This window comes from Endozoicomonas sp. (assembly GCF_965196975.1).
Classification (GTDB): domain Bacteria; phylum Pseudomonadota; class Gammaproteobacteria; order Pseudomonadales; family Endozoicomonadaceae; genus Endozoicomonas.
In genome coordinates this window covers 1,565,222-1,577,418 of the sequence record NZ_OZ239981.1, presented here as the reverse complement: position 1 = coordinate 1,577,418, position 12,197 = coordinate 1,565,222, and the positions used below count along the sequence as shown (strand labels likewise).

Below are 12,197 nucleotides of genomic sequence, written 5' to 3'. Positions count from 1 at the left end.
GGGTCAAAAAGCCCTTTCACTTTATCATATCATTTCCACAGCAATGGCAGTCGCTTCACCACCACCAATACAGAGTGAAGCAACGCCTTTGCGACCTCCGGTCTTTTTCAGGGCATGCAACAAAGTGACCAGAATACGGGCACCACTGGCACCCAGGGGGTGACCCAGCGCACAGGCACCACCATGAATATTGACCTTGTCATGATCCAGACCCAGCTCACGAATAGCCATCATGGCGACGACGGCAAACGCCTCATTCACTTCAAACAGGTCTAGCTCACTGGCCTGCCAGTCAATTTTTTCCAGCAGCTTACGGATACAGTCTACCGGTGCAATGGTAAATTCTTCAGGCTTCTGGGCATGACTCTGGTAACCCAGAATTCTTGCTATAGGTTGAAGGCCCTGCGCTTTTGCATCACTTTCACGCATTAAAACGAGAGCTGCTGCACCATCAGAAATTGAGCTGGAGTTTGCCGCTGTGACCGTCCCGTCTTTGGTAAAGGCAGGGCGCAGCTGACGGATTTTTTCCGGCCGGGCTTTACCCGGCTGCTCATCAATTTCGACCACGCCTTTCCGGGTTTCAACAGGCACAATTTCTTCAGCAAATGCACCAGAGTTGATCGCTGTGTTGGCCCGTTCCAGAGAAGCAAGGGCATAATCGTCCATAGCCTCACGAGTCAGGCCGAAGCGATCAGCGGTTTCCTGGGCAAAGACACCCATGGCCATCCCCCGGTAGGCATCCTCCAGGCCATCAGTAAACATATGATCCTTTACCTGCCCATGTCCAAGACGCATCCCCCCTCTGGCTTTATCCAGCAGGTAAGGGGCATTGGTCATACTTTCCATACCACCGGCAACCACCAGATCGGCTTCACCGGTTTTTAACTGCGTCGCACCCAGCATGACAGTTTTCATACCGGAACCACAAAGCTTGTTAAGAGTGGTTGTAGGTACATGAACGGGAATACCTGCATTCAATGCAGACTGACGAGCTGGCCCCTGGCCGGTACCTGCTGGCAACACGCAACCCATTAATACTTCCGATACTTTCTCGGGAGCAACGCCTGCCCGCTCCAATGCTGACTTGATAGCAATAGTACCCAGTTCAACCGCCGTGATAGACGACAAGTCACCCTGAAATCCACCCATTGGGGTACGGGCAGCGGAAACAATGACAATGCTTTCCTGTGATGGGTTGGGTGCAGAAGACATACTGAAACTCGCTTTTTTTGTTATTTATTTTTCTGGTTGAAAGGACAGTGTTCTGTGTTTTTCGCGTAACTGTCTCTTTGCATCATAGCTCTATTGGTACCAGAAAACGATATCAGAGCAAAACTGAAACAGGCAATTCTTCACTATCCATTACGATTCGAGGGCGATTATACGAGTGATTTTCGCGTTGTAGCTCACCCTTTTGAACTACAAATTAAGAATTGATGATTATCTCCAGATGGAAAAACAACAGATCACTGATATTTTTTAAAAGGCAATGTCAGTATAAGGAGCCAATCATGCCTCTCAGAGTCGGCCTCACCGTTTCTACCTGCGTTCTGTGTACCTCCCTCGCTCTACAGACATCAAATACCCATGCCTGCACAACCTTCGCCTCCGTTGGTACAGCCAATAATGAGGGCGGACTCATCATGGCCAAGAACCGTGACTCCCTGGCTGCTTTCGAACAATTGGAAGTAAAACGGGAGCCCGGTGAGAATGCTTATCTGGGACTCTTCTACAACACCACTGACCGGACGCCTTTCCCCTACATTGCCGCTGGCATCAATCAGTTCGGACTGTCTGTGGTGCAAAATGAGTCTGCCTCTATTAATAATGCCAGCAAATTCAATGATGGCGACCAGTCTGACGCTATTTACAATATTCTCAAACGTTACCGTTCAGTAGCGGAAGTACTGGCTGACCAGGAGGCATTATTCGGCAATGGGCTTGCCAACTTCCTGATCATTGGCGACAAGACCGAGGCCATTCTCGTTGAAATTGGCCCCGTTAAAGGCTCCTATGAAATACTGAAGGCCAGTCAGAACCAGAACCGCCTGTATCACACCAACCATTATGTTCTGGAGCCCATGAGAAAGTTCAACAAAGTGTTCTACCCAGACTCCGAAGATCGCTTTGAAACCATAAAAGCTCTGATGAAAAACGCTCCCGGCCAGCTGACGGCTGAAGGCAACTACTACCGCTGGATGAACAGCGCACAAAATGGCCCTTACAACAGTATTCTGAGAGAAGTCACCGTTGCCAGCTGGGTAGTCACTCTGCCAGAGGATAATAACCCTGAACTGAACCTCCGCTTTACCTCACCCAGTCAAACCTTCCAGCGTTATGAGGTGGAGCTTACCCCTGAATTCTGGAATTACCCTCCTGAACACTTACTGCCAATGCCACTGAATGCGGATGGTATTGAAAGTGAACCGGTCGGTAGTGAACGCCGCTACACGTATACCGAAGGTGAACTTTAAGCCCAGTTCGTGACTCCAATGACAGATGGCAATAAGTAGCCACTTAACGCCATCTTTCATAACTCATTGAAAGAAAAGAAAAATAAGATAGTCATTTACCACTACATTCACGTAAAATACCGTTACTTCTGCACTTCCAAAGACAGGCCATGCTGCAGAAGCCTTATCGATATACAGAGTCAATCTCTGACTGACGAGATTCCCGGATGAAAAGCAGTATCCGACTGAGAGCACTGGAAAAGAAAGACCTGCGGTTTGTGCACTCTCTTAATAATAACCGCAGCATTATGTCCTATTGGTTCGAAGAGCCCTATGAGTCTTTCGATGAGCTGGAAGACCTCTATGGCAAGCATATCCACGACAATACTGAACGCCGTTTTGTTGCTGAGCACACAGCGACTGAAAGTAATGAAGCGGAATCCATCGGTCTGGTTGAATTGATCGAAATTGACTATGTTCACCGTAAAGCTGAGTTTCAGATCATCATTGCGCCGGGACACCAGGGCAAAGGTCACGCCCGGGCATTGATCAAATCAGCGCTGGACTATGCCTTTACCATCCTTAACCTGAACAAAGTGTATCTGGTTGTGGCCGTTGAAAATGAGAAAGCCATACACCTATATGAACAGACCGGCTTTATTGAAGAAGGTCGGATGGTTCAGGAATATTTCACCAATGGTCAATACTGTGACGTATTAAGAATGTACATTCTTCAGCGTGACTATCTCAACAAGAATCGCTCTGTCAGCCCCTGAAGAATTCTGCCATTTATAACAATGAAGACGCCGGGACTTTCGGCGTGGTCTCAAGCACTGGCATCCCTGACAGGTATCCCCATATAATTGAACAAAAAACGATGCTACGTCAGGGATAACAAAGCATGCCAAATATCAAAGGATTGAAATCTCTTTATTTTGCATTCCTGCTTTCTTCCTGTTTCCTATCCCCTTCTCTTCAAGCCCATAACAACAAAGTGTCTATCACCATTAAAGATGGGAAGCGATGTATAGTCTCCAACGGTCTACCAGATCATGAGACCGGCCGCTTCCCAAACCGGGGAAACCCAAACTCAATTGTTGAACAACAGGTCCACCTCTGCTTTTCACTCAATCCTGAAAAAGGCCATAGACCTCAGCCTGTCAGAGGCTCTATTGGCGTTGCCATTAATGGCGTCCAGATCCGTCCAGGCACCGCTGAGTATTACGACGCGTCCAGCCCCAGGGGGTTCAGTCGTGACCGGAGCTCTGGCTGGAATCTGGAAGGCATAGGTGCCAAAAACCGGCTAGGCATGGATCAGAATAACGCCCATGTGGACCAGCGTGGGCTCTATCACTACCACGGTATTCCCGATGATCTGCTAGACACTATCAACTCAACACTGATTGGCTATGCCGCCGATGGCTTTGAGATACATTATGCCGGTGAACGACAGATATCGAGCTATCAGCTGAAACCTGGAAGCCGTCCTGTACCTCCCGGTGGGAATTTTGACGGCACCTATAATCAGGACTGGGAGTATTTGGCAGGTGCAGGAACATTGGATGAATGCAATGGAGGCTTTCTTGAAGGGCAGTTTGTCTATTACGCCACCGACACATATCCGTTCTTTCCCAGGTGCCTGTGGGGCGAGATCAGTGGTGACTTTCTAAACAGCACTGCCAATCGTGAAAGCCGGCGAAATCAGAGTAATCAAAGAGAGTCAGGCAGACGTAACCCACCTGAAGAAGCGATCTACGCATGCTATGGCAAACAAACCGGTGAACGATGCAAATTCACTGTACCAAGGCATGGCCATCAAATAACTGGGGTGTGCGGTATGACACCCGAGCATTCAACCGCCTGCATTCCACAAAGGAAACACTAAGACCGGAAAGCCGGGTAATCAAGCTTGGTCATTACCCGGCGATACCTAAACGACCAGAGTTTTAAATATCAATCACATCAAAAGGCACATTGGGATTAACATCAGTGTCATAATCCACACCATCAACGCCAAAACCAAACAGCTTCAGGAACTCTTCTTTATAGAGAATATAATCCGTTAGCTCGGTCAGGTTTTCATTGGTCAGCTGCGGCCAGATTTCCTGACAATGCTTCTGTATGTCTTCTCTCAGTTCCAGGTCATCAAGGCGGAGGCGGTTGCTGTCATCAACTTCTGGAGCAGCTCCATCACTGCGATAAAGGCGCTCACGGAACATTCGGTTGATCTGTTCGATACAACCCTCATGTACACCCTCTTCCCGCATCTTCTTGAAGACCATTGAGATATAGAGAGGCATCACTGGAATCGCAGAGCTGGCCTGCGTGACGACACTCTTCAAAACGGCGATATTGGCAGAACCGTGCAGGGTCTTCATCTGGTCATCAATGGCATGAGCTGCGCGGTCCAGATCTTTTTTGGCTTCACCAAGGGCACCATCCCAATAGATCGGCCAGGTCAGTTCTGTACCAATATAGCTGTAAGCAACGGTCTTGCAGCCTTCTGCCAGAACACCCGCTTCAGACAATGCCTTCATCCAGAGCTCCCAGTCCTGGCCACCCATTACGGTGACGGTCGCCTCGACTTCCTCTTCTGTAGCCGGCTCTACAGAGGCCTCAAACAGGGTGTCTTTATTGGTATCTACGGCAGTAGCACGATAGGTTTCACCCATCGGCTTCAGTACCGAACGGATCACCTCACCGGTATCCGGCAGTTTTCGTACGGGCGATGCCAGCGAGTAAACCACCATATCCACCTGACCCAGATCCTGCTTGATCAACTCGATCGTCTTCTCTTTAGCAGCATGGCTGAAGGCATCACCATTCAGGCTTTTTGCATAGAGCCCTGCTTCATGTGCCAGTTTTTCAAAGGCAGCAGAATTATGCCATCCAGCAGTTCCGGGCTTAGTTTCAGTAGCTGGCTTCTCAAAAAAAACACCAATGGTAGCAGCGCCAGAGCCAAATGCTGCTGTGATTCTGGAAGCCAGTCCATAACCACTGGAAGAACCGATCACCAGCACTTTTTTGGGGCCGTCAGCCACAGGGCCCAGTGACTGGGTATAAGCAATCTGCTCCTTCACATTGGCTTCGCAACCCACCGGGTGAGTGGTTGTACAGATAAATCCACGAATCCTTGGTTTAATGATCATCGTTGTCCCCAACAGGTGAAACTCGGTTCGGCAATCAGAGGCTCATCAGCCTCACTGTAAAATAACGAAGTAGCTTATCCAAAAGCCACACATTGGGAAAGAGATGGTGAGTATTACTCAGTAGCGTTATGGGTCAATTTGTTACAACTTGTAAGCACGATACCTAATAGTACCTGCCCTGAGAAGTACACTAAAACCGAGCAAGCCATTTGACCAACCCCAGAGCCTGAACTAGATATTCTTCTCGATTAATCGACTCATTTCCTGTCAGGCAGGATTGTACTGACATGAGCCTATTAAAAGCGCCTGCGGTTCTAATCTTGATGATTGTTGACTATAAAACAAAAACTATAGTCTCTGGCAATCCAGACAATCCGCTGCCTTATCACTCTCAGCGAGAGATAGAAAAAGCATGAAACCAAAGTACTTACTTTCAATTGTTGCCATCAGTGTCTGCTGTCATTCCGATTACCAGGGTGAGCTGGACAATCATGAGGCTTTAGAAAGCCTGGCAACCCATTGTGACACAGAACAAATCGACTTAAACAGGGTCAATACACCTGAAGATATCCAGCCAACCGCCAAATTACTGGATATGCAGAAAATAAAACTAACGAGCTCCATTACTCGAATCAGTCAAAATGCTGAGGAAGATGAACCTTACTACACTGAGGTGCTGGGTCATACATACCGTGCGGTGCCTGACGTATTTTCGCCCAAGTATTTCCGCTCAACGGGTGTTCTGACTAAAGCGCTTCCCTTGATTGAGAACGAGCGATTTCTGGAAATAGGAACCGGAATAGGAGTAACCGCAATCACCGCTGCAAGGGATTACCTTAACAGCGTGGTAGCCGTTGATCTAAACCCTTCTGCTGTTAAAGTGACCCGTGAAAATGCAGCAATGCACGGTGTCACAGTCGATGTGAGAGAAAGTGATGTTTTCTCTGCCATGACTGATGAGCGCTTCGATACCATTTACTGGGATCTTCCTTACGTCTATGCGGAAGGAGATGAATGTTCGAAGGTACTGTTTCGAGCAGTTTGTGACCCAGAATACCGTTCTATAAACGTATTTCTTAAAGAAGTACGCAACCACTTGAACGATAATGGTCGCATATTCATTGGCTTTGGTACCAATGGAGATGAGGGTCGGTTTGATCAGCTACTTGAGAAATACAGTTTTAAGAAAACACTGATCCACCAGGAGCACTTTGACATCCGTGGAGGAATGGATTACTACCTCTATCAACTCGTTGATAATCACTAAGTACACCTTAATAAGCGACAAGCAAGGTAATCCATACTTAGAATGGTATCAGCTTCTGCTATTAAATAGTTAATCCAGCGGATACCACGAACCATCTGATGAACATCCTGATGATTAAGTGAGTGAGAGCATAGTTTTAGTTGCCTGGTTCATACTACAAATCGAGCGAATAAACCAAGGCAACTCTATCCAGAATTACCTCTCAATACGCCAGGTTGTCCCTTCCCTGCTGTCCTGAAGGATAATTCCCTGGGCAGCAAGCTCATCACGGATACGGTCTGCTTCAGCAAAGTTACGATTCTTTTTGGCGTCATTTCGTTGCTGAATCATGGTTTCAATCATGGCTTCATCAACATCCGCACCTGACTTCAGAAATGCTTCAGGATCCCGCTGCAGAATACCCAGAATGCCACCGAGTTTGACCAGCAGTGCAGCCAAAGGAAGTGCTGCCACTTCATCCTGACTGCGCACAGTGTTGAGGTGACGCACCAGCTCAAACAATACGGCAAGTGCTTCTGCAGTATTGAAGTCATCGTCCATGACCTTGAAGAACCGCTGCTCAAACTCATTATCTGCTGGTGCAGACACCCCATCAAGATCAAGCCCCTTCAATGCAGTGTACAAGCGCTCAAGGCGAACACCCGCTTCTTTCAGGCTGTCTTCGGAGTAATTAATCGGGCTCCGATAGTGACTGGAGATCATGAAGTAGCGAACCACTTCCTCATCGTACTTATCCAGCACTTCACGGATGGTAAAGAAGTTGCCGAGGCTCTTGGACATCTTCACATTATCGATAAGGATGGCTCCCGAGTGCATCCAGGTATTGACAAACTTGGCATCGTTACAGGCTTCACTCTGGGCAATTTCGTTTTCATGGTGGGGGAATTTGAGGTCAGATCCACCACCATGAATGTCAAACGTATCACCCAGACAGCATTTACCCATCACTGAACACTCAATATGCCAGCCGGGTCTTCCTTCGCCCCAGGGCGATGACCAGCTCGGCTCACCTGGTTTTGCCGCTTTCCACAGAACGAAATCCAGTGGATCTTCTTTCTGCTCTTCCACCTCAATTCGGGCACCGGCTTCCAGCTCATCAAGCACCTTGCCAGACAGTTTGCCATATTCCGCAAACTTGTGAACCCGGTAATAGACATCGCCATTTCCCGGTGCATAGGCAAATCCTTTGTCGATCAGCTGCTCGATCATTTCAACCATGCCAGGTACAAATTCGGTCGCCTTTGGTTCATGGTCTGGTGGCAGGTTACCCAGTCGCTGAAAATCTTCCTGCATAGCTGCGATCATACGACCGGTCAGTGCCATAAAATCCTCACCGTTTTCTGCCGCCCGGCGAATAATCTTGTCATCCACATCCGTGATATTGCGGACATAGGTCAGGTCGTAACCTCGGGCGCGCAGATAACGGGCCACCACATCGAAAGCCGTCACTGTCCGCGCATGGCCAATATGACAGTAGTCGTAGACCGTCATACCACAGACATACATGCGTACGTGGTTTCCATCCAGCGGGGTAAACGGTTCTTTCTTACGGGTCAGGCTGTTATAAATCTGCAGCACTATATCTATCCTGTTTTGCAATTGCCTGTCGGGCTCTTATTGACAGAGCCTAGTTCTGAGGTATAGGAAGTCCGTGTTGCCTTAGGAATGACAATTTGTCCCAATATCCCCGTTGAAACACGATTTTTCCATCTTTGACCTGGAAAAACCCACAGCCACGCAGGCCCAGCGGATCTTTCCATTCCAGAATAGCCCAGTCACCATCCTGAAAAATATGCTCAACAATGCAGACCATTTCTGCAGTGGCAAATTCCTGTTCAAACCGAGAACGAATTGCCTCTTTACCGATCACTTTATCATTGGCTACCTGATGATTGACGGCATCATCGGCATAAAAGCTGGTGATCAGCTCAACATCCGCGTTATTAAATGCCTCAACCCATGCAGCAACAACGTTTCTGGCTTCCATGACGTTTGATCTTCTGGAATAAGTCAAAAATACGGGGCGATGGCACCCCGTATTTGCATCGAATCAGGCTTTGTTAGCCCAGGTATCTTTCAAGCCAATGGTCAGGTTAAACACTGGATGTTCGGCCGAGTGGTCACAGCGGTCTGCAACAAAGTACCCTTCCCGCTCAAACTGGAAAGACTGCTCTGGTGCCGCATTCACCAGCGATGGTTCGACCCACGCCTGTGTTGTCTTGAGAGATTCTTGATTCACATGACTCAGAAAATCTTCTTCGCCACGATCCGGCGCCGGGTGGCTGAACAGGCGATCATAGATTCTCAACTCTGCCTGCTTGCCATGAGTTGCCGAAACCCAGTGAATAACACCACGGGGACGAATGCCCTCAGGTGGATCTTCACCTACGGTACCTGGTACATAAGAGGCATGTACCTCAACAATATTGCCGCTGTCATCACGGATCACTTCATCTGCCTTAATGACATAAGCACTTCTGAGGCGAACGTAATCACCAATCACCAGGCGCTTGAACTTCTTCCGGGAGAGCGTGGTGTCTTCAGTGAAGTCTTCCTGATCGATATAGATTTCCCGGGTAAACGGCAGCGTTCTCTGCCCGAGCTCCGGACGATTCGGATGTACCGCTGCCGTCATCTCCTGCACCTCGCCTTCCGGCAGGTTCTGAATTACCAGCTTGAGTGGAGAGAGTACCGCCATGGCACGGGCAGCGTTCGTATTCAGGTCATCACGAATGGCATGTTCCAGCATGGAAACATCAGCGGTACCATCGGAACGACTTACACCCACCATTTCGGAAAAGCGACGAATGGAGTTCGGGGTATAACCACGACGGCGCATACCGGAGATGGTTGGCATCCTAGGGTCATCCCAGCCATCTACCACACCTTCATCCACCAGCTTCTTTAACTTCCGCTTGGAAGTCACGGTATAATTCAGGTTGGTACGGGCAAACTCATACTGTCGCGGCCTTGCAGGTACCGGCAGATTATCCAGGAACCACTCATACAGAGGGCGGTGATCCTGAAACTCCAGGGTACAGATGGAGTGGGTAATATACTCAATGGCATCTTCCTGACCATGAGCAAAGTCATAGCTGGGGTAAATGCACCACTTGTCCCCCGTCTGATGATGAGGCACCTTGCGAATTCGATAGAGAACCGGGTCCCGCATATTCATATTGGGGCTCTGCATATCGATTTTCGCCCGCAGGGAAGCCTTACCCTCCTCATATTCACCAGCCCGCATTTTTTCAAATTCGGCCAGGTTTTCTTCAACGGACTTGTCTCTGTCTGCACTCTCAACACCCGGCTTATTGAAATCACCCCGGTTAATGCGCATGGACTCAGCATCCTGATGATCAACGTAGGCCTTGCCTTCACGGATCAGGTGCAGCGCCCAGTCATAAAACTGGTCAAAGTAGCTGGATGCGTAGCGAACCTCACCGGACCACTGGAAGCCCAACCAGCGGATATCTTCCTGAATGGCATCCACATAGACCTGCTCTTCTTTCTCCGGGTTAGTATCGTCAAAACGGAGGTTACATTCACCCTGGTACTTCTCTGCCAGACCAAAGTTAAGACAGATAGAGGTGGCATGGCCAACATGGAGAAAACCATTCGGCTCTGGAGGGAAACGGGTATGAATACGACTGACCCGGCCTTCTGCCAGGTCTTTTTCAATAATCTGTTCCAGAAAATTTCTGGCTTTTTCGGTAGCAGTCATTGTCACTGATGCATCTATGAGAGGTTACTGGCGAATACTGTCTATACACCTACGCCATAATCGGTTGAGACTACCATATCTACCAATACTGGAAAATAACTCATTACCCTGCTGACAGAATTTACCGGGCAGGATAACGGTTTTTACCGACAGATAGTCTTAACAGGCAATAATAGATCGTATTGAATATCAGTATTCAGACACAGGTCTAACGAATAGGTTTTACACTAGTACGAGAAACACCTAGAATCCGTTGTTTTCCTGACTCTCACAGAGTCTGTGGACGTTATTTAACAAGAGTGGTGCCCCACATGATGGTTGTATTACACACCAACTTCGGTGATATCAAACTGGAACTGGACGCTGAAAAAGCCCCAAAAACCGTTGCCAATTTCCTTGAGTATATTAAAAGTGGCCATTTTGATGGCACCATTTTCCACCGTGTTATTGATGGCTTTATGATTCAGGGCGGTGGCTTCGAGCCAGGTATGGTTCAAAAATCCACCAAGATGCCCATCGAAAATGAGGCCGACAACGGTCTCAAGAACGAAACCGGTACTATTGCCATGGCCAGAACCATGGATCCGCATTCTGCATCGGCCCAGTTCTTTATCAACGTTAAGGATAATCACTTCCTCAATCACACGGCAAAAAACACCGATGGTTGGGGTTACTGCGTATTCGGTAAAGTGACCGATGGTATGGATATTGTAAACAAGATCAAAGGGGTTAAAACCACGTTCCGTGCAGGCCACCAGGATGTTCCCGTGGATGACGTGGTTATTGAGTCCGCTGAAGTTCTTGAAACGGTGGAAACTGCCTGATGAAGGCGCTGTTTATTTCAGACCTTCACCTGACACCAGAGTGCCCGGCTGTTGCCCGGGCATTCTGCCATTATTTGATGGATCGCGCCCCTCAGGCTGATGCACTCTACATTCTGGGTGACTTCTTTGAATATTGGGTGGGTGACGATGCCATGGATGACTTCCAGCACGATATTGCTCGACGGCTAAAGCAATACACGAATAGTGGCAAGGCCGTTTATCTGATGCCGGGCAACCGGGACTTTGCCATCGGCAAATCATTTCTCAGAGAGACGGGTGTAACGTGGCTGAAAGACCCAACACTGGTCACCCTTAACAATCAGAAAATCCTGCTAACGCATGGCGATTCACTGTGTACTCAGGATAAGCAGTACCAGCGATATCGAAGAATCATCCGCAACCCTCTGGTCATGGCCATACTGCGAATGACTCCCCTCTCCTATCGCAAGAACCTGGGCCAGAAAATACGTCGGAACAGTAAAGCGGCCAAAGTTGGTAAAACTCTGGACATAATGGATGTCACGCCATCTGCCGTTATTGATGTCATGGAGAAATTTCAGGTCAATACCATGATTCATGGCCATACACACCGACCTGACATTCATGAAGTCACTTTAGAAAATGGAACGGGTAAAAGGTATGTATTAGGTGACTGGACCGATAAAGGCTGGGAAATTGAAGTAAGCCCTGAGACAATAAAAATGACTCATTTTCCAATCCAATTGTGAAAACCAGCTGCTTGGAAATAACTGATACATTTCGTGAAAATCATCCACTTTA

11 protein-coding genes are annotated in these 12,197 nt (G+C 48.3%); 6 read left to right on the top strand and 5 right to left on the bottom strand.

Features of this window, described 5'->3' with window-relative positions:
• Positions 1 to 24 precede the first annotated feature (24 nt).
• The gene (locus ACOCLE_RS06815) at positions 25 to 1,212 is read right to left on the bottom strand and encodes a thiolase family protein (RefSeq protein WP_419536069.1); all 1,188 of its coding nucleotides are present in this window, start codon (positions 1,210 to 1,212) and stop codon (positions 25 to 27) included.
• Positions 1,213 to 1,511: 299 nt separating this feature from the next.
• Between ACOCLE_RS06815 and ACOCLE_RS06810 the strand changes: the two genes are divergently transcribed.
• From ACOCLE_RS06810 to ACOCLE_RS06800, 3 genes are all read left to right on the top strand, one after another.
• A complete protein-coding gene (locus ACOCLE_RS06810; protein WP_419536068.1) occupies positions 1,512 to 2,474 on the top strand; it encodes a carcinine hydrolase/isopenicillin-N N-acyltransferase family protein in 963 nt (320 codons plus the stop codon).
• Between the two features lie 206 nt (positions 2,475 to 2,680).
• The gene (gene speG, locus ACOCLE_RS06805) at positions 2,681 to 3,229 is read left to right on the top strand and encodes a spermidine N1-acetyltransferase (RefSeq protein ID WP_419536067.1); all 549 of its coding nucleotides are present in this window, start codon (positions 2,681 to 2,683) and stop codon (positions 3,227 to 3,229) included.
• A gap of 218 nt (positions 3,230 to 3,447) precedes the next feature.
• On the top strand, positions 3,448 to 4,338 hold the full coding sequence (locus ACOCLE_RS06800; protein ID WP_419536066.1) for a YHYH protein: 891 nt from the start codon (positions 3,448 to 3,450) through the stop codon (positions 4,336 to 4,338).
• Positions 4,339 to 4,399: 61 nt separating this feature from the next.
• On the opposite strand, the gene fabV is transcribed toward ACOCLE_RS06800, so the two are convergent.
• Positions 4,400 to 5,602, bottom strand: coding sequence for an enoyl-ACP reductase FabV (fabV, locus tag ACOCLE_RS06795; RefSeq protein ID WP_419536065.1), 1,203 nt, complete (start codon positions 5,600 to 5,602; stop codon positions 4,400 to 4,402).
• A gap of 412 nt (positions 5,603 to 6,014) precedes the next feature.
• On the opposite strand from fabV, the gene ACOCLE_RS06790 reads away from it, so the two are divergent.
• Entirely contained in the window at positions 6,015 to 6,869 is an 855-nt protein-coding gene (locus ACOCLE_RS06790; protein WP_419536064.1) for a methyltransferase, read from the top strand.
• 195 nt (positions 6,870 to 7,064) lie between these two features.
• On the opposite strand, the gene cysS is transcribed toward ACOCLE_RS06790, so the two are convergent.
• From cysS to ACOCLE_RS06775, 3 genes are all read right to left on the bottom strand, one after another.
• Positions 7,065 to 8,444 carry a cysteine--tRNA ligase gene (gene cysS / locus ACOCLE_RS06785; protein ID WP_419537165.1) on the bottom strand — a complete coding sequence of 460 codons (1,380 nt, stop codon included), beginning with the start codon at positions 8,442 to 8,444 and terminating at the stop codon, positions 7,065 to 7,067.
• Between the two features lie 52 nt (positions 8,445 to 8,496).
• Positions 8,497 to 8,856 (bottom strand): nuclear transport factor 2 family protein, encoded by a 360-nt coding sequence (locus ACOCLE_RS06780; protein ID WP_419536063.1) that lies wholly within the window; start codon positions 8,854 to 8,856, stop codon positions 8,497 to 8,499.
• A gap of 63 nt (positions 8,857 to 8,919) precedes the next feature.
• Positions 8,920 to 10,593, bottom strand: coding sequence for a glutamine--tRNA ligase/YqeY domain fusion protein (locus tag ACOCLE_RS06775; protein ID WP_419536062.1), 1,674 nt, complete (start codon positions 10,591 to 10,593; stop codon positions 8,920 to 8,922).
• A gap of 314 nt (positions 10,594 to 10,907) precedes the next feature.
• Here ACOCLE_RS06775 and ACOCLE_RS06770 point away from each other — a divergent pair, with 314 nt between their 5' ends.
• Both ACOCLE_RS06770 and ACOCLE_RS06765 read left to right on the top strand, forming a co-directional pair.
• Positions 10,908 to 11,417 (top strand): peptidylprolyl isomerase, encoded by a 510-nt coding sequence (locus ACOCLE_RS06770; protein WP_419537164.1) that lies wholly within the window; start codon positions 10,908 to 10,910, stop codon positions 11,415 to 11,417.
• A complete protein-coding gene (locus ACOCLE_RS06765; protein WP_419536061.1) occupies positions 11,417 to 12,145 on the top strand; it encodes a UDP-2,3-diacylglucosamine diphosphatase in 729 nt (242 codons plus the stop codon). The genes ACOCLE_RS06770 and ACOCLE_RS06765 overlap by 1 nt, the downstream gene beginning before the upstream one ends.
• The last annotated feature ends 52 nt before the right edge of the window (positions 12,146 to 12,197 follow it).

What these genes read in the sequence shown, in the direction of transcription:
- fabV (WP_419536065.1), bottom strand. Translation starts at nt 5,602, where the DNA reads ATGATCATTAAACCAAGGATTCGTGGATTTATCTGTACAACCACTCAC.
- ACOCLE_RS06815 (WP_419536069.1), bottom strand. Translation starts at nt 1,212, where the DNA reads ATGTCTTCTGCACCCAACCCATCACAGGAAAGCATTGTCATTGTTTCC.
- ACOCLE_RS06775 (WP_419536062.1), bottom strand. Translation starts at nt 10,593, where the DNA reads ATGACTGCTACCGAAAAAGCCAGAAATTTTCTGGAACAGATTATTGAA.
- ACOCLE_RS06810 (WP_419536068.1), top strand. Translation starts at nt 1,512, where the DNA reads ATGCCTCTCAGAGTCGGCCTCACCGTTTCTACCTGCGTTCTGTGTACC.
- ACOCLE_RS06790 (WP_419536064.1), top strand. Translation starts at nt 6,015, where the DNA reads ATGAAACCAAAGTACTTACTTTCAATTGTTGCCATCAGTGTCTGCTGT.
- ACOCLE_RS06780 (WP_419536063.1), bottom strand. Translation starts at nt 8,856, where the DNA reads ATGGAAGCCAGAAACGTTGTTGCTGCATGGGTTGAGGCATTTAATAAC.
- ACOCLE_RS06765 (WP_419536061.1), top strand. Translation starts at nt 11,417, where the DNA reads ATGAAGGCGCTGTTTATTTCAGACCTTCACCTGACACCAGAGTGCCCG.
- ACOCLE_RS06770 (WP_419537164.1), top strand. Translation starts at nt 10,908, where the DNA reads ATGGTTGTATTACACACCAACTTCGGTGATATCAAACTGGAACTGGAC.
- speG (WP_419536067.1), top strand. Translation starts at nt 2,681, where the DNA reads ATGAAAAGCAGTATCCGACTGAGAGCACTGGAAAAGAAAGACCTGCGG.